Origin of the sequence: Microcystis wesenbergii NRERC-220 (assembly GCF_032027425.1) — a bacterium.
Taxonomy (GTDB): Bacteria; Cyanobacteriota; Cyanobacteriia; order Cyanobacteriales; family Microcystaceae; genus Microcystis; species Microcystis wesenbergii_A.
In genome coordinates this window covers 3046491-3064079 of sequence record NZ_JAVSJA010000001.1, presented here as the reverse complement: position 1 = coordinate 3064079, position 17589 = coordinate 3046491, and the positions used below count along the sequence as shown (strand labels likewise).

General features: G+C 42.1%; 14 protein-coding genes and 1 riboswitch. Of the genes, 3 read left to right on the top strand and 11 right to left on the bottom strand.

Going from position 1 to position 17589, the window contains the following annotated elements; translation table 11 throughout:
- Positions 1-3: 3 nt before the first annotated feature.
- From RAM70_RS15170 to RAM70_RS15130, 9 genes are all read right to left on the bottom strand, one after another.
- The gene (locus RAM70_RS15170; protein ID WP_045357173.1) at positions 4-1035 is read right to left on the bottom strand and encodes a GntR family transcriptional regulator; all 1032 of its coding nucleotides are present in this window, start codon (positions 1033-1035) and stop codon (positions 4-6) included.
- A 316-nt stretch (positions 1036-1351) separates the two neighbouring features.
- Positions 1352-2062 (bottom strand): lysophospholipid acyltransferase family protein, encoded by a 711-nt coding sequence (locus RAM70_RS15165; RefSeq protein WP_045357171.1) that lies wholly within the window; start codon positions 2060-2062, stop codon positions 1352-1354.
- A gap of 112 nt (positions 2063-2174) precedes the next feature.
- The gene (gene prfC, locus RAM70_RS15160; protein WP_002782023.1) at positions 2175-3809 is read right to left on the bottom strand and encodes a peptide chain release factor 3; all 1635 of its coding nucleotides are present in this window, start codon (positions 3807-3809) and stop codon (positions 2175-2177) included.
- Positions 3810-3868: 59 nt separating this feature from the next.
- The gene (locus RAM70_RS15155) at positions 3869-4987 is read right to left on the bottom strand and encodes a hypothetical protein (protein ID WP_045357169.1); all 1119 of its coding nucleotides are present in this window, start codon (positions 4985-4987) and stop codon (positions 3869-3871) included.
- A complete protein-coding gene (gene yhdJ, locus RAM70_RS15150) occupies positions 4968-5855 on the bottom strand; it encodes an adenine-specific DNA-methyltransferase (RefSeq protein ID WP_002801664.1) in 888 nt (295 codons plus the stop codon). Before yhdJ ends, RAM70_RS15155 begins: the two co-directional genes overlap by 20 nt.
- Before the next feature lie 215 nt (positions 5856-6070).
- Entirely contained in the window at positions 6071-7441 is a 1371-nt protein-coding gene (locus tag RAM70_RS15145) for a DNA cytosine methyltransferase (RefSeq protein ID WP_312674460.1), read from the bottom strand.
- Positions 7442-7679: 238 nt separating this feature from the next.
- Entirely contained in the window at positions 7680-9695 is a 2016-nt protein-coding gene (locus RAM70_RS15140) for an ABC transporter ATP-binding protein (RefSeq protein ID WP_312674458.1), read from the bottom strand.
- 54 nt (positions 9696-9749) lie between these two features.
- Positions 9750-10922 carry a glycosyltransferase gene (locus tag RAM70_RS15135; protein WP_045357152.1) on the bottom strand — a complete coding sequence of 391 codons (1173 nt, stop codon included), beginning with the start codon at positions 10920-10922 and terminating at the stop codon, positions 9750-9752.
- A gap of 107 nt (positions 10923-11029) precedes the next feature.
- Positions 11030-12367 (bottom strand): ArsB/NhaD family transporter, encoded by a 1338-nt coding sequence (locus RAM70_RS15130; protein WP_312674456.1) that lies wholly within the window; start codon positions 12365-12367, stop codon positions 11030-11032.
- 229 nt (positions 12368-12596) lie between these two features.
- A riboswitch (cyclic di-AMP (ydaO/yuaA leader) is annotated at positions 12597-12726 on the bottom strand.
- Between the two features lie 189 nt (positions 12727-12915).
- On the opposite strand from RAM70_RS15130, the gene RAM70_RS15125 reads away from it, so the two are divergent.
- Entirely contained in the window at positions 12916-13494 is a 579-nt protein-coding gene (locus tag RAM70_RS15125) for a DUF3172 domain-containing protein (RefSeq protein WP_045357147.1), read from the top strand.
- A gap of 71 nt (positions 13495-13565) precedes the next feature.
- Here RAM70_RS15125 and RAM70_RS15120 read toward each other — a convergent pair whose 3' ends face one another.
- Both RAM70_RS15120 and RAM70_RS15115 read right to left on the bottom strand, forming a co-directional pair.
- Entirely contained in the window at positions 13566-13883 is a 318-nt protein-coding gene (locus RAM70_RS15120) for a P-II family nitrogen regulator (protein ID WP_190721326.1), read from the bottom strand.
- Between the two features lie 73 nt (positions 13884-13956).
- Positions 13957-14937: a sodium-dependent bicarbonate transport family permease gene (locus RAM70_RS15115; protein ID WP_312674449.1), complete on the bottom strand. Its 981-nt coding sequence runs from the start codon at positions 14935-14937 to the stop codon at positions 13957-13959.
- Positions 14938-15726: 789 nt separating this feature from the next.
- Here RAM70_RS15115 and rimI point away from each other — a divergent pair.
- Together rimI and RAM70_RS15105 are read left to right on the top strand one after the other, a co-directional pair.
- A complete protein-coding gene (gene rimI, locus RAM70_RS15110; protein WP_045357139.1) occupies positions 15727-16302 on the top strand; it encodes a ribosomal protein S18-alanine N-acetyltransferase in 576 nt (191 codons plus the stop codon).
- Between the two features lie 41 nt (positions 16303-16343).
- On the top strand, positions 16344-17534 hold the full coding sequence (locus RAM70_RS15105; RefSeq protein WP_045357137.1) for a glycosyltransferase family 4 protein: 1191 nt from the start codon (positions 16344-16346) through the stop codon (positions 17532-17534).
- Positions 17535-17589: the final 55 nt, after the last annotated feature.

Genomic DNA, 17589 nt, shown 5'->3' with positions numbered 1-17589 from the left:
CCTCTAACCACCTAATCCTAATTCTCGTCTGAGCAATTGAATTGATTTATCCCCAATATAATTATCACTACAGATAATTTCTGGCAGACGAATTAAATCCGATCGCACTTCATTAATCAGATTTTTAATTAAAGTATAACTCGCTTGATCACTGATAATTGTCTGGGAAGTTCGGGCTAAAACTTTTAACTTATCCGTTTCATGAATTTGGGCAGACATAACTAATAAATCATCGCCCCGTAAACTATGAATTAAAATTTCGGCCACCTTAATAATACCGGTGCTAATACTGACAATCCCCAAACGGCTATCGGTGGGTAATTTTTTGATTAATGCCAATTCCTTGCTGTAATCATAGATATCGATGGGAATGACTCGTAGGTGAAAAGGAGCGGCAATTTCCTCCGCCACACTGATAAAATAGCGACTGGTGACAACGGTGGCAGATTTAGTATTGGCTAAAACTTGGGCTAAATCCTCCATGGCCACTAATTGGACGGGAATTTTGAGGGATTGCTCTAATTCTCTCAACATTAGTTCTCCTGCACCCAAATCGTGACGGGGAATGGTGACAAGAACTTGGGAACTACACTGCGATCGCCAATCAATTTCCGCCAGTAATAACTCGCGAATTTGCTCTAAAGTTAAACCTTGAGCGAGAAAACTAGCCAAACTCTGGCGAATTAGTCGGCCTATTTCTGGATTTTGTTCCAATAGGGGCGAACCCGATAAATTATCGTTTTCATGCCCGCGAGCCTTGACATAAATCCCCGAACCTGCTATGGATTCTACTAACCCATCGTCTTCCAGTTGCTGATAAATTTTACTTATCGTATTACGGTGTAATCCCGTGATCATAGCTAGTTGACGGGTACTAGGTAAACGATGGCCTGGTGGATACTGACGAGAGGCGATAGCGAAGCGAATTTGGTCAAATAATTGCTTAGAGGCGGGGATTTCACTGTCTGGCTGGATTTGGAACTGCATCGGATCACTTCGCTCACAAACTACTTTCGCTGATGCCCATTCTATCATTAGACCCCCTGCAACAATCGGACATCTTCACCGGTCTGATGGGTCTCCGAGGCAGTATTCAGGAGCCAGAAATAGAAAAAACCAAGATGTTATACTAAATCCGTTGAGTAACGCACAGAAAACGGGTTTCTCCGAGAAACCCGTTTTCTACTCATGCACTCATGCAAAAAGGGGAATAAATAATCAGTCCTTAATAACCAGATTTAGTATTATTTATTTAAACCAGAAAAGCCACTTTTTTACTTAAAAATAGTTAAAACAATCATTTTAATCCGTCCCCGAAATCCCACTCATGGGGTAGATAGTCAACAGCTGATTAAGGTGATTGATCCTCGTGGAGAAATTTTAAGCGATCGCTCAAGGTTTTGGTTAAGCGGACAGTTTCCCGTTTTAGCGAATTTTGCTGATAATCAAGCACATCAATCCCTTGACCGATATTTACTGTCGCTTCGCTTCCCCATCCGGGGTAAGGCTGATTATAACTAATACTTACCGGCAAAATCTTGATATCTGCATCGGGTTTCATGATCTTAACTTCCAACGCGATCCGCGCTACTCCCGGTTTCAGGGGATGAACCACTCGATCGCGACAGATACCCCCTTCCGGAAAAATCGCCACCATTTCCCCCGCGGCCAAAAGTTCGACGCTATGGATCAGACTACCCATACCGGGGTGATCGGTGTTGACGGGAAAACCCCCCAAGCGTCGGATAAACCAACCTTGCACCCCTTTGATCTCATTAGCGGAAACCATAAAGCGCAAATCGCGTCCAGTAACTAAGCGCCCCACCGCGTAGGGTAAAATCAGCGCATCCCAACGGGACCGATGGGTAGGTGCAAGGATGACACCCCCCGTTAGGGGAATATTTTCCTGGCCTGTCACCGTTATTTTGCTGAAAAAAGCCGGTAAAACCAGATAATTTCCCAGAAAATAACAAAAGCGAATTAAACAGGGATTAATTCGGGAATTGACAGGAGGACTTTTTCTAATGGTGAGGGACTCGTCAACGATACTGCTTTGAGACATCCGAGTGTTAGGAAAGATCGAGACTTTCTGACCACTTCTACTTTAGTCTAGTTATCTGGGGGGTCGCTATCTTGTCCTGACCAGTTCGGCAATTGTCTTGGGGGATTAAGGGTTAGGATTGCGGTTGTACTCCCGATCCTACTGGTGCGATCGAGTTTAATTGCAAAGAGGGGTGATCTTCTTTAACTTGCTGTAAATTCCACTCATTTTTGAATAATAAGACGGGACGACCCCAGTAATCTTTGACAGTTAGAGTATTAAAGAGTTTACCTGCTTTTTCTAAAGCGGCCCAACCCCCGGCGACCCAACGGGCTAAACTATAGGCTAGGGGTTCGAGGGTAGTTTCGACTCCGTACTCGCTTAAAAGACGGAATTGCACCACTTCAAACTGTAATTGACCGACGGCGGCTAAAATCGGGTCGCGTTTAAATTCATCGATCGAGGATAATATCTGTACGGCCCCTTCTTCCTGTAATTCCGAGACTCCTTTTTGAAACTGTTTGAACTTGGAAGGGTTAGGATTTCTGAGATAGGCGAATAATTCCGGGGAAAAACAGGGAATCCCTTCGTATTCGAGCTTTTTACCCATATAAATGGTATCACCGATCGCAAAGACCCCGGGGTTATTCAATCCGATCACATCTCCGGGATAAGCTTCTTCAATAACTGCCCGATCTTGGGCAAAAAGTTTCTGAGGACGGGATAAACGGATAGTTTTACCAGTTCTAGCGTGGTTTACTACCATATCCTTCTCGAATTTCCCCGTACATACCCGCACAAAGGCCACCCGGTCCCGATGTTTGGGATCCATGTTTGCTTGCAGTTTGAAGACAAAACCGGTGAAATCGGGATAGGTGGGATCAAGGACACCGAGGGAGGAATTGCGTCCTCTGGGTGGCAATCCATAGTCGAGGAAGGATTCTAGGAATAATTTCACCCCAAAATTGGTCATGGCGCTACCAAAAAAGATCGGGGTCATTTCTCCTGCGTGGACTGCTGGCAAATCCAATTCCGCACCCAATTCCGAGAGCAGTTCTATATCCTCTTTTAACTGGTAATACAGGTCTTTTTCGAGATAATCCTCAATTTTGGGGTCGCCAAGCTCGATCACGGTTTCCTGCGCCTCCTGAGAGCCGTGGGAGCGACGTTCAAACAGGTGTATGGTCTGGGTGGCCCGATCAAAAACTCCCCGAAAGCGATCGCCAATTCCGATCGGCCAATTGACGGGATAGGTCTGTAATCCTAATTCTCGCTCGATTTCGTCCAATAAATCCAGAGGTTCGCGGCCGGGGCGATCCATTTTGTTAACAAAGGTAAAGATGGGCAACTGACGCAGTTTGCACACTTCAAAGAGTTTTCTCGTTTGGGGTTCTAAACCTTTGGCTGCGTCGATTAACATCACCGCATTATCGGCAGCGGCTAGGGTACGATAGGTATCTTCGCTAAAATCTTGGTGGCCGGGAGTATCGAGGAGATTAATCTGAAAATCACGATAATCGAACTGTAAAACCGTGGAAGTAATCGAAATTCCCCGTTGTTTTTCCATTTCCATCCAGTCGGAGGTGGCCTTGCGTTGGTCGCGTCTTGCTTTGACTGCACCCGCTTGATGGATTGCACCCCCGTATAGTAACAGTTTTTCGGTCAGGGTGGTCTTTCCCGCGTCAGGGTGGGAGATAATGGCAAAATTTCGCCGTTTTTCCAAGACAGCTTCGCCGGTTTCTAGTTCTTTTTCAATTTCGGTCGTCATTCTAATTTCGATCGCTTTCCTATCTTTCTATTCTAGTTTAGCTGGGGAGTTAGATATCTTTATGGCTCTGATTCTAGGTTAAACTCAATCCGGCTCTGTAAAACCATTTCTGCAATTACCGCTCCTCCTTTACCTTGAGCTAAAACCCGCTCAAAACGGTTGATTAATTCGGGAATATTGATCACTTCCTCTACAGATTCTAGATATCTTTCGACAATTGCCCTGATCTTGTATCTTATCTTAGCTTGCTCCGCAACTTTTTCTAAAATTTCCTCGCAAGTCTGCTCGGTTTTAACCACAAAAGTAATGGGATATTTTTGCACTTTATCAATATCTAAAAAATATTTATCAGCAGCTATCGTTTCCGTAACTTGAAAAAATCGTCCTAGGGGTTTCATGACAAAATCTATCCCCCCGTCATTGGCATTTGTTCGACCAGTTTTATATAAAAGTAAGTATTCAGAGTTTAAGCGATCAGGCGACCACCCCCAATATATTTTCTGTTCCCCATAATACTCTTTAAGAATTGCATAACTGACAATCTCAAAAACTCTAGCATCAATGTTTGGTCTGAGTAAACTCCGAATAAATTCAATAGCTTTCTGGGGATCTTGCTGTTGAATATCAATCATCTGTTGACAATAGCTGATAAATTGATTAAATGCTTTTTGTCTTGTTTGCACATAGGCATCAATTATATCTATAATCACTGGCGCAATATTAACTTGATTACCCTCTAGATAAAACTTAATTAGATTCTCATTAATCCAGTATCTATTGGTTTTAACATCTCTAATTATAGGCAGATAAGATAAAGTGGGAAAATACTTTTTAAATTCCTGATTTAATCGATGATTGAGAGCATGATTTTGTAATTTATCGCCAAAAGGAAGCTCCCTTTGCCTGCGAAAAAGTGTCATATACTGAGCGCCTTGATACTCGTCGTATCCATCCTTAAGATGAAACTCATTATTAATATAGTCTTCCACTAAAACATAAATGGCATAATGATTAGCCAATCCTGCTCGGGATTTAGAACCTCGATTAGCGGCTCTAGTTTTAATGTTCAAATATTGCAATAACTCACTAGCATTTAAAATGCTATTTCCCTGATTGGGAAAGTAATTATCGATAATTTTAATAATTATCTTGGTGAATTCATGCTTTACTATCGACATCGAAAAGACTCTCCTGTACAAAGTTAGATTCTTGTTTATTTTCGCTTTTTCTACTATAGCTTTTTTGAGGAGGGAGTAACTTTTCTCCCTTGTATTCTTGCCATCCGAGAATCCGTCGAAGACCAATTTTTAAATACTCCTCTTGTAATTCTATACTAATAGAAATTCTTCCCAAACGTTTAGCTACAGCTGCAGCTGTAAAAGTTCCTGCAAATGGATCAAGCACAATTCCACTCTTGTCAGTGCTGGCCAAAATAATTCTTTCTAGCAATGATTCAGGTTTTTGTGAAGGATGATTTTCGTATTCATCCATGCGATATCTGACCCTAGGAAAATACCAAACATTGCCCGGTACTTTCTCTGTATTGTATTGACTCGGAATCGCTTTTCTATAATCAATTAGTTTTCGTTTTGCTCCGGTTTTTGCTTCTATCTTAATATCCTTTGAATTAAAAGTGTAATTATTTTTATCTTTCACACAGTGAAGTATTGGTTCATACATCGAACCAAAGTATTTTGTTGCTTGTACTCCTGAACTATCATAATGCCAGATAATGCGACTAAGAATCGTCATTTTTTGTCTTAAGTAAAGATCAAAGTAAGGCATTGCTTGAGTGCTGGCCATAACATATAATGTTCCCTGGGGTTTCAAGATGCGAAGACAATGATCAAGAATTTGATTTGCCCAATTTATATAATCATTTTCCGATTCCCATTTGTCGTAAAAATCGGCAAAATGCTTACCTATATTATAGGGAGGATCGAGAAAAATTAGATCTACAGAATTAGAGGCAATCTCACTGGATAAAATCGGCAAAGAATCACCATGAAATATAACTTGTTCATCAGCTTCGTATCGTTTAAACATGATCATTTTTTCAATTTAAAGTAGTTAGATTTTTACTAGGAAATGCCTCAATTTTTAACCTCCTTAGCAATTAGGATAATTTACAGACTTTCTCATAAATATGAAGTATAACCTAATTTGGTATTGATGACCGACTTCTGACGACAGACTCCCCACAACGAAAACTTGGATTTTTAAGCCTTTAAATATTTTAATATGATTCAGTATCCTGCGGTCTAATAATCGGGACGAATTATTTCCAGTAAATTTCTTGCTACTGCCTCCACCACTGGTACAGGAACAGCGTTTCCGAATTGTTTTTTAGCGATAGCCGGCTGTGGATGATAGATAAAATTATCAGGGAATCCTTGTAATTTACGCGCATCTTGGGGAGTAATTTCTCGAAACTTTTTGGGTTTATAGATTTTCTTTAAAAACAATTGTTTGTATTCTTGGGGATGAGTAGCGGTAATTGAAATAGTGGCAATATAATCTTTAGCACCCGTAGCGGTTAGGGTAGGAATAATATCGGCCGTCGGTAAAATAATCCGATAAATGCCGTTAATTCCCGTCATATTTTTCGAGTTAATAAATTCATACTTACCCTCCTGCGTTTGCCAACAAATACCGAGAGAAACTAACTGATTTAGTTCCTCAATTTTTAGATCGGGTATAATTTCCAAAAAAGCAGAAAAAGCCACGGGATGACCATCTTTTTCGCCATACTTTTTACTGCGTCTTAATTTCAGCAAAGCTAAACAGATACTTTTTTGTCGTTCGGTAGTTTTGATAATATCCCAAGAATGAATAGTTGTGTGACCATTTCTTAAATCAGAAAAAATAAAGAAGTCATTTAATTCATCTTCTTTTTGAAAACGAGTTCTTGATGGGGGAACAAACCCATTAAATAAAGTATCCGCAGATAACTTGACTTTCTTAACTGGTTGAATATTTTTGATGTCTTCTAAAATATCTAAAACCTTCGGATGGATACCCAAAGGTAAGGGAAATTTAAACCGCTCATAGTTATCTATATTTTTTCTAATTCCTACGATAAAAACTCTCTCGCGATTCTGGGGTAAACCAAAATCGTAGGCATTTAATAACTGCCAGTAAACTTGATAACCACAGCTAGTTAATTCATCGATAATTAACTCTAAATTCTCCCGATTGCGAGGACTAGCTAACCCACTGACATTCTCGAAAATAAAGCTTTTGGGTTGACTTTTCTGGACTAATTTAATCACATCAAACCAGAGTTTTCCCCGGGGATCTTCAAATCCCCGTAAACATCCCGCCACCGACCAAGGTTGACAGGGAACGCCGCCGACAATAAGATCGAGATTATCGGGTAAATTGCTGATTTTACTCACATCTCCGAAAGCAATTTCATCGCTGTTGAGATAGCTAATAAAATTCTGTTGATAAACTTGGATGGCCTGTTTATCAATTTCTGAATAGCCTGAACAACGTCCTCCCAATTTCTCCAAAGCGATTCTAAACCCACCGATTCCCGCGAATAAATCGACAAAACGATACTGGGGATGGGTGATAACTAGATGTAGGGGTAATTGGGTTTGTGTGCTGACTTTAACTGTGGTTTTCAAGGGTAAATAATTCCTTTTCACCGTCTGGGAAGATGCCTATCTGTACTAACTATTTTAGTATAAATTAAGAGTTTTTTTCCAGAGACCTCTTGATATCTAAAAACTCAGATAAATTTGACATAATCTTAGATTTTATGCCTTAGGATAGTTGTCTCTTCTGTTTTTTCTCCTCCTGTCTCCTATCTCCTGTCTCCTGACTCCTCACTAACTACGACAATTTTTGATTTTTGCAGGAGATCTATCGAGTCGAGGAATACTCGTAGTCTTCGATAATATGGAGAAGTCGCATAGCTGAACTACAGGATTCTTCTAAAATTTCCTGTTTCTCCTGAGAATCTTCGATTAAATCTTCAGATACTAGACGCAAAGAACCTAAAAGACTATTAAGACTGCTTCTCGCTTCGTAGGATAAATAAGCTTTTCTTTTTTGCTCATCTTCCCTCTTCTTAGAGTCGGCCTCTTTGCTATCACTAAATTGCAGAGCGTGTAAACGGGCATAATGACCGCCTTGAGCTAATAATTCCTCATGATTGCCGATTTCTGCCACTTTTCCCTTGTCCAGCACCACAATTTGATAGGCTTTTTGAACAGTGGAAAGACGGTGAGCGATCACAAGAGTAGTCCGCTCGCGACAGAGTTCGTCGATCGCTTCCTGCACTAAACGCTCAGAAATTGTATCTAAAGCACTGGTAGCTTCATCGAGAATGAGAATATCTGGATCTCGCAGTAAGGCACGAGCGATCGCTAATCTTTGTTTTTGTCCTCCTGAAAGTCTCACTCCCCGATCGCCAATTTCCGTATCCAGTCCTTCCGGCAGTTTGGAGATAAACTCGTAGGCATTCGCCCTTTTTGTCGCTGCTACAATTTCTGCATCACTAACATCGCTTAATCCGTAGGCAATATTAAAACGGAGAGAATTATTAAAGAGAAAAGTATCTTGACTGACTATTCCCATCGCTTTTCTCAGAGATTTGACCTCATAATCGCGTAAATCTTGACCATCAAAAAGAATCCTCCCGGCTGTAGGATCATAAAAGCGTGGTAATAAATCAGCAATTGTCGATTTTCCCGCCCCCGAAGCACCAACAAGAGCGATCATTTTTCCTTTTGGAATCCAAAGATCGATGCCCTTGAGAACTAATTCTTGATGACCGGGATAGGAAAATTGGACGTTATCAAAATGAATACCTGTCTCTAATCTTTGATAGGGAATAGAGCCATTGCTCATAAATGGTTTATTCTCTCGAATGAGAAAATCCGCTACCACCTCTACTGCGGAAACATCACCCAATAGACTACTCCTAGCACTGTTAATCTGACTAACCATCGGCAAGGCCCGGAAAAGTACATAGAGATAGGTTAATAAAATCGTCGCTAAAGCTTGCAGTTGTTCATTAAAAAGATAACGACCAGCAATGATAATTAAAGCAATAATAATTACCCCACCGATCTCATTGAGCGGAGCGATTACAGCATTATTAGTCTGGGCATCTAAACCCGCTTTCTCCCGGGCTTCTATATCTTCCACAATAGATTCTAATTCGTATCTTTCATTGCCAACTGCTTTAATTAGCCGAATTCCCGTTAACAGTTCCAACAGTTTATTAGTTTGCTGTTTAGCCGTTACGGTGATAATCTCTCCAAACTTTTTCGATCTCTTGACAAAGTATTGATTAAGCAGAGCTAAAAGGCCACCCAAAAGACTAGAAAGAATAGTTAATTGCCAAGAAATTGATAATAAAATAGCTAAGTACATGAAAGCTGTGGCGATAATCTTAATCAGGTTTATGTAATTTCTAATTGATCCCACGGCTCGATTAATCTCCGACATGAAACGATTAAAAATATCTCCTATTTTACTTTTTACATAATAATCTATATCCACTTCTAGCAGCAGAATAACTGAATCAATTCGCATATCTCTTGCCATAATCAAAGACAAGTAAGTGCCTAGCCAATTACTGACAAAATTGGTAATGTGCTTGAGAATTAAAATCAATAATATCGCCGCAAACATCCAGAAAAAACGAGTCTCGACCGAGAAAACCTCGAAAACTGAGAGCAGCTTTTTGATAATTTGGGGGGCATTTTTTAATATATCATTTTCGGGATTAATAAAAGAAATTAGCAAAGGGATAACTAAAATAGCTCCTACCCCATTAAATACGGTACTGACAAAGCCGATAACAATGCTGGAAACCACTAATATCCAGTGTTTCAGCGTATATTTAAGGAGAATTTGATTAGGATTCATCGCTATAAGTAATAAAGTAAATAGTCAACGGTCAATTATCCTACTCGCTACAATCTAATATTTCCCTTCCAGAGAAGTAATTATGCCAGAGAGAGTTGTCGCCATGGCGGTGGTACTATAGGAGGCAATACAGCGCTCTCTCGCTTTTAGTCCTCGTGCATTAGCCGAGTCGAGATGATTAAAAACTTCTCTAATTATGACAGCTAGTTGCTCTGGCGATCTAGGTTCGACTAAATAGCCAATATCAGCTAAAATTTCGGGAATATCTGCCACTTTAGTGGAAATAATCGGTTTAGCCATCGCCATAGCATCGGTGAGTTTAATCGGAAATTGGGCGTTAGCCGTGGCTTCATCCCTCTGGGGAACGATAATAGCATGAGCAGCGGCCACAACTTCCGGCATTCGATCGAGCGGTTGAGCAGGTAAATGAATTAACCAAGGTTGACCTTTTTCTAGCAAACTATCCAGATAACCATCCCCGATTTGGCGACCACCGACCACCACCAATTTAAAATCAGGATCACCAATTTGATCTAAAGCGATTAAGACATCTTCTAAACCTTTGTGGGGTCTAGCTGTACCCGGGAACATTAAGACTTTATACGCGGATAAACCGTATTTTTGACGACAAGCGACAGGATCGTAGAGATTGGGATCGAAAAGTTGCGTATCCTTGCCATTCGGTAAGTAAATCCCCCCATAGCGCTTTTGCAAAAATTGATTATTAACCGTCACCGCATCGGCGCGGTCAATTAAATTTTCCAGCCAACGCAGATAGAGAGGGTGATTCGGGTCTCTAAGCGCACCATTTTTTTTGAGGATATCCCTAGCTAATTGTCGGGGGTGAGGACGATAGGACCATTGATCGCCACCAAACCAACTCATTTCCCAATCGTCAATATCGAGAATTAGGGGACGTGGGGAAAAAAAACGTTTCAGTAAACCGATGCCGAAACTGGTGGGACGGGGTTTAACCGCATAGATAATCTCTCCGGAGAGGCGATCGAGTAAAGTTTTGATCTGGCCAAAAAACTGGGGATAATTATTGCCTTTGACCGATATCACGGGTAAATTCTGCGGTGGGGTTGGATAGATTTCCCGGCCAAAAATCGGGCCATAGACCGTCACCTGACAGTTTAGCTGTTGCAAGACTTGAGCAATCAAATAGACTCTTGTGCCACCACCACCGGATAAATCTGGTGCTAAAACAGAGATTTTTTTGTTCATGATCGCCGATCAATCCAGATTATCTAGCACGATAGGAGAATGTTAATCAATGTTAACGTTTTTGTCAATCTTAGGCGAACTTAACATTAATGCCCCCCAGAGATAGACTAGACAAAGAAAATTAACATATACATTGCCGAGACGACTAACTGAGTAAACATCACTGGTAAACCGTAGCGCAGAAAGGTATGAAAGGTAATTTTGCCCCCGTGTTGTTCAGCGATGCCGGCGGCGACAATATTAGAAGAAGCCCCCACTAAAGTACCATTACCCCCTAGGGTGGCCCCATACATCATCGCGTAGAAAAGCGGTAAAACTTCGGGGGGAAAGGAACCGGCATAATCGGGAGAAAGAACCTCTGTCCCGACTAAATTAACATTAACAAGGTACTGTTTCAGTAGTGGAACCATGGCCACCACTAGGGGAATATTCGGAACTACACTGGAAATAAAACCGACAAAAAACAGCAAGACTAGAGAACCTAAAAAGATATTTTTGCCTAAAATTATCGCCAGAAATCCCGATAAACTATTAACTACACCAGTTTTTTCTAAGCCGCCAATTAGGACAAAAATCGACATAAAAAATAATAGGGTACTCCAGTCCACATCCCGGAGAATATTATGCACCGTATCGATTTTCGATTGCTGGGCTAAAAGTAGGGCTAAAGTTGCCCCCATCAAAGCAACGGCAGCGGGAGAAATGGGTACGGGAAAAGATTCACCGACGACGAATAAAAATAAGACTAAAAAGACGATAATTCCCCCCAGAGCTAAGACGCGAGGATGATTAATTTTCGGATGGGGTAATTCTTCTAAATGCTCGAATTTTGTCCGCCAGATTTTCGGGAATAACCAAGGTAACATAACCAGAATGGTAATTACTGCCAAGGCACCACCTAAACTCAAGCGCTGTAGGTATTCCATGAAGGTGATATTAATAGAATCACCGACGATATAAGTAGCGGGATCACCAACAATCGTTAATAATCCGGAACTGTTGGCTACGAAAACCATCAGGATTAAGAGCGGCACAAAATCCACACCGATATCTTGAGCTAAGGGGGGAATCAGCGGGGCTAATAACATCACCGTGGTAGCGTTGGGTAATACCGCACAGATTGGGGTAGTAATGGCGACAATTCCTATTAATAATAATTTGCCCTGTCCCTTCGCTAAAAACACCATTTGTGCCGCTAAATAATCAAAAATTTTCGTTGGTTCAAAGGCTCTCACTAACACCATTACCCCAAAAAATAGGGCGAGAGTGGCATAACTGCGACTGATATAACCCACCGCCTCCTGGAGAGTCATGATATGGGTAAAAACTAAGATTAAAGCCCCCAGTAAAGCCGCTACGGTAATATGAAGCCACTCGAACATAATCACCACAATGACTGCAATAAAAGTCATCGCAGCAATCCACATTGGTAAAGATTCCAGCATTTTTGATCCTGTTTTTACTTTCGGTTTCTCGATAGGACTAAAAGTTTGCCCGAATGTACAGCAAACTCATAGAAAATATGGTTATCTACGGAAAATCTTAAAATTGTTGCGATCGGTAAGCTGACATGAGAATCTCCATAAACAATGTCTCCTGTAAGTTATGACTATCAAGTAGTACCAGCGACATAACTGAACCGATCAAGACATTACTAGGAATGTAGTGATGTTTCAGTCTTCCCCCCCACGCCGACGAAGTTAGCTGACGGGCTAGGATAGAGAGATATCCTTTTCTAGGCTAAAAAATCTAGAAATACGCCCCAAATATGGTTCCTCCGCTCCGAATTTGTCTAGCTAATATCTAGCATAGAAACTTGGATTAGGCTGACTTACTCTGTTTAGTGATCCACCATAACATATTAACCCCAAAAAAAACGATATAGCCCTATACCAGACCTATCCTGTCGGTTATCCCCCGGGTTGCTAGGATAGAACAGTGATAAGCTAATAGCTAACGACTGACCGCCATAGCAGCCACATCAGCAATTTCTATGAATAGAAGACCTCGTTATACTCCTCCCCGATCGCGTGATCGTGATTATGACCGCTCCTATGGCGATGACTCTCGCAGTTCGTCCCCCGGAGGCCTATTGGCAAAATTAAACTATGCCATGATCGCCCTGATTGGCGGTATTTTTGTACTAGGGGTGGGTCTCGGTCTGGTATTCAGTTCTACCGCTAATTTTAGCCCCGAAAACGTCGCTTCCCGGGAAGTAATTGATCGCAGCGCCCCCAATGCGGAATTATGTGTGCAATTTGGGGCCAGCGCCATTGTCACCGATTTGCGGGTTTATGTCACCCTTAACCCCTTTAATGTTTTTGTCACCCAACCGGTTATGCAACCCGGTTGCGTTTTGCGACGCAATAACTGGTCAATTTTAGAACAACAAAAATTAGTCGATGGACAGCAGGTACAAAGTTGTAAAAACCGGATGAATACCTTTGGTTATACAGGTCCCTTGGAAGGCAAACCGAAAATCGATTGTATCTTCCAAAATGAAGCTGGGGGCAATCTTTTTGTTAATCCCGCCGGCGCTGTTGGTCCCAGACCAGATACAGATAAATTCTAAACCGGAAAAGCTCTTTCTCCTGACTACTGACTCCTAATCAACCGGAACAATTTTTGATTTTTACAAGAGGTCTAATGACTTAGCCATTGGCCCGTAGTCACCACAAAAATTCCGCCGGCTTTTTTTAAAAAAGGCTGAATTTTATCGATCAGACGACCAAGTTGTTCGTCACTATTACAAACCGTCATAATGTAGTTACCACTGTAATCACAATCCAAGTCATCACAGGATAAACCTCGATCACCTTTTCCCGAAGTACTGCCAAAGACGGTATAACCGGAAACTCCGACAACATCAAGAACGCTTAAGGTTTCTTCCAGAAAAGCATGACTAACAATTATGTCCACTTTTTTGACAGTTTGTAGGGAAGGATGCGGGGATTCAAGCATGGTAGTTAGGTACAAAAAGGATAAGTGAAAGAGAAAACTTTTGACAGGAATTATTTAAAACCCACCGGGCCTTTTAGACTCCACAGCCAATGATTTTAATCATCTCTAGGTACAGAGGAATACCGATGATGATATTGAAGGGAAAAGTTAAAGCCAAGGCCATAGAAACGTATAAACTAGGATTCGCTTCGGGAACAGTCATTCTCATGGCCGCAGGAACAGCAATATAAGAGGCACTGGCACACAAAACAGCGAATAATAAAGCATTGCCCTGTTCAAATCCGAGAACCTTAGCGATGAGAATCCCCACCATAGCATTGATGACGGGAATGAATACCGCAAAACCGATGAGAAAAGCACCAGTTTTGCTTAATTCTCGGATTCTTTTCGCCGCCACTAATCCCATATCCAGGAGAAAGAAAGTTAAAGCACCATAAAAAATCTCTTGGGTGAAAGGTTCTAATTTTTCCCAGCCTTTTTCCCCTGTGAGCATACCAACAACAACACTACCGACTAAGAGAAATACCGAACCATTTAAAAAGGCTTCATGTAGAACCTTTGACCAAGAAAACGCTTCTTCTTCGCCATTTTTCTCTTTAAAGACTCGCACCAGGATTAAACCCACTACAATTGCCGGCGATTCCATTAAAGCTAAGGCCGCTACCATATGACCGCCATAGGAAATATGAAGTTTTTCTAAAAAAGAACTGGCGGTGATGAAAGTAACGGCACTAATGGAACCATAGGCTGCGGCGATCGCTGCTGCATTGGCACTATCGAGTTTAATTTTCAGGATAAAGAAAGTGTAAATGGGAACGATGCAAGCCATAACCACAGAGGCAATCAAAGTTAAAGCGATTTGGTTATTGATGCCACTTTCCGCTAGTTCATAACCTCCCTTGAAACCAATCGCCATCAACAGATAGAGAGAAAAGAGTTTAGGCAGTGGTTGGGGAATCTCTAGGTCGGATTTAAAAAATACTGCCAGCATTCCTAAGAAAAAGAACAAAACCGGCGGATTGAGAATATTGAACAGGATTAAGCTGCCATCCATAGGTTTGCGTACATTGAGTTATTCCAATCTATACTATTCGATTTTGAGAATACTGGGAAAATGTTAAGAACCGGATTAAAACGCTTAACGATGGCCGCCCAAAAAAATTAAGATGGGTGATGTTTCAGTGATCGGTGATCAGTTATCTTGAAACCGTCAGCTTTTCTCCCCTCTCCCCCTCTACAATAATTACTCGCAGCCAGGAATCACTTGGGCTAATATCATACTTTGTGTCTTTTGTCAAAAAAACTTTTTTTTTGCAATAAAACTACACAAAAAAAAGATCATCGTTGTGGGTGAAATTGACTGATTTAACCGTCTTAATTGGGATTACCTTCTAGGTGTGGCAAAGGTTTCAACCATTGCTGCCCAAAAAAGCACAAAACAACCCACTATGAAATTCTATCAAATCGCTGTAACTATGATAACATCGTTGTTAAATAAAAATCTTTCTCAATTAATTCTTAAGAATTTATAAATATTGCGGAATGTTAATTTAAATATTCTCAAGTTTTTGCAGTCAATAAATAACTTTTGCTTATCTTTGTCGGAAAATAGAACTCCTGCAAAAATCCCACATCTACTATTGGGTTAGGAGTCAGTATTTAGGAGACTCCGAGACTATTTTTATTTATTCTCCCTTCTCCCCACACCCCACACCCCACACCCCCACCACCCCACACCCCACACCCCACACCCCACACCCCCACCACCCCACACCCCACACCCCACACCCCACACCCCACACCCCACACCCCACACCCCACACCCTGCTCCCTTCCCCGATAAATGCCAAAAATACAGATTAAAACCCCAAAATCCGCACATCTTGCCGCCATGGTGGCACTCGATCGCACCAGTCTCGGCGGTATTTGGACCCTATCTGGTTATGAACGGGAATTAAACAGCCCCAACAGTGAATTATTAATTCTTACCCTGGACAAGAAGGACGAAACCCTAATCGGATTGGCTTGTTTTTGGGCAATTCTCGAAGAAGCACATATTACCCTCCTGGCAATTTATCCCGACTATCAAAGACAAGGATTAGGAAAACTGCTTCTCTACAAACTGCTTGAAAAGGCTGTACAAAGACAACTGGAAAGGGCTACGCTAGAGGTGAGGGTGTCGAACCAGTCAGCGATCGCACTCTACGAGCATTTTGGCTTCCGCATCGCTGGAGAGCGTAAAAATTATTATCCGCAAACTGGCGAATCAGCCCTAATTTTCTGGCGCAACGATCTACAAACGGCCGCTTTTCGGGAACAATTAAGCAAGTGGCGACAAGAAATCCTCTCAAGACTGGCGCAGGGAGAGTGGCAATTAGAGGAAGAAACCAGAGCCAAAATAGATACCATGGGGATGTAATGATTACTTACCAGCTTAAATCAGGTCGAGGTTAGGGAAAAATGAGGATTTTAGTCTTGGCGTGGGAATTTCCACCGCGATTAGTGGGCGGTATCGCCCGTCATGTCGCCGAACTCTATCCCGAAATCGTCAAACTCGGTCATGAAGTCCATTTAATCACGATCGAATTCGGTCAGGCCCCCAGTTATGAACTGGTGGAAGGTATTCACATCCACCGCGTCCCCGTACCCCCTGGCAATGACTTTTTCCATTGGGTGGTCAACATGAATAACAGCATGGGGCAACAGGGCGGCAAACTAATCGCCGAATACGGAAAATTTGACCTTGTTCATGCCCACGATTGGTTAGTAGGGGATGCAGCCATCGCCTTGAAACATCTCTTTAAAATACCCCTGATTGCCACGATTCACGCCACGGAATACGGACGTTATAACGGACTGCACACCGACACCCAACGCTATATCGCCGGCAAAGAGGGAACCCTCGTCTATAATGCTTGGCGCGTCATCGTCTGTACCGGCTATATGCGTCATGAAGTCCATCGGGCCTTGGGCGCACCCTGGGATAAAATCGATGTGGTTTATAACGGTATTCGGGCCGAGAAAAAGCAAAGAGACCCTAACTTTGATTACCGAGCTTTTCGTCATCAATATGCCGAAGATTACGAAAAAATCGTCTATTACGTCGGGCGCATGACCTTTGAAAAGGGGGTTTCGGTGTTACTCAACGCTGCCCCAAAAGTCCTCGCCCAGACTGGGGCTAAAACTAAATTTGTCATTATCGGTGGCGGCAATACCGACAAACTCAAACAACAGGCCTGGCATCTCGGTATCTGGCATCATTGTTATTTTACGGGCTTTATGTCCGATGAAAACCTCGATCGCTTCCAAACCGTGGCCGATTGTGCCGTTTTTCCCAGTCTTTACGAACCTTTTGGCATTGTCGCCCTGGAAAGTTTCGCCGCTAGGGTTCCCGTGGTAGTTTCCGATACCTGCGGTTTTCCCGAAGTTGTCCGTCATGGCCAAACGGGAATTGTCACCCGCGTCAATAATCCTGATTCCCTCGCTTGGGGCATTTTAGAGGTTTTAAATCATCCTGAATACGCCCACGAATTAGCTAATAACGCCTACGAAGACCTAGAAAAACGCTTTCATTGGGCGAATTTAGCCCGTCAAACCGAAACAGTATATGGTTTGGTTGTCCAAGAACGACAACTGGTAGAATGGCGTTAATCAGGGAGCGGTTTTTTAGCCGTCAGCCGTCAGTATTAGGGGTCAGTTTATGTCC

Excerpts from the sequence above, each read along its gene's own strand:
- RAM70_RS15170 (WP_045357173.1), bottom strand. The coding sequence starts at position 1,035 with ATGATAGAATGGGCATCAGCGAAAGTAGTTTGTGAGCGAAGTGATCCG.
- prfC (WP_002782023.1), bottom strand. The coding sequence starts at position 3,809 with ATGACGACCGAAATTGAAAAAGAACTAGAAACCGGCGAAGCTGTCTTG.
- RAM70_RS15105 (WP_045357137.1), top strand. The coding sequence starts at position 16,344 with ATGAGGATTTTAGTCTTGGCGTGGGAATTTCCACCGCGATTAGTGGGC.
- RAM70_RS15115 (WP_312674449.1), bottom strand. The coding sequence starts at position 14,937 with ATGGATGGCAGCTTAATCCTGTTCAATATTCTCAATCCGCCGGTTTTG.
- RAM70_RS15120 (WP_190721326.1), bottom strand. The coding sequence starts at position 13,883 with ATGCTTGAATCCCCGCATCCTTCCCTACAAACTGTCAAAAAAGTGGAC.
- RAM70_RS15130 (WP_312674456.1), bottom strand. The coding sequence starts at position 12,367 with ATGCTGGAATCTTTACCAATGTGGATTGCTGCGATGACTTTTATTGCA.
- rimI (WP_045357139.1), top strand. The coding sequence starts at position 15,727 with ATGCCAAAAATACAGATTAAAACCCCAAAATCCGCACATCTTGCCGCC.
- RAM70_RS15155 (WP_045357169.1), bottom strand. The coding sequence starts at position 4,987 with ATGTCGATAGTAAAGCATGAATTCACCAAGATAATTATTAAAATTATC.
- RAM70_RS15140 (WP_312674458.1), bottom strand. The coding sequence starts at position 9,695 with ATGAATCCTAATCAAATTCTCCTTAAATATACGCTGAAACACTGGATA.
- RAM70_RS15165 (WP_045357171.1), bottom strand. The coding sequence starts at position 2,062 with ATGTCTCAAAGCAGTATCGTTGACGAGTCCCTCACCATTAGAAAAAGT.
- yhdJ (WP_002801664.1), bottom strand. The coding sequence starts at position 5,855 with ATGTTTAAACGATACGAAGCTGATGAACAAGTTATATTTCATGGTGAT.
- RAM70_RS15135 (WP_045357152.1), bottom strand. The coding sequence starts at position 10,922 with ATGAACAAAAAAATCTCTGTTTTAGCACCAGATTTATCCGGTGGTGGT.
- RAM70_RS15125 (WP_045357147.1), top strand. The coding sequence starts at position 12,916 with ATGAATAGAAGACCTCGTTATACTCCTCCCCGATCGCGTGATCGTGAT.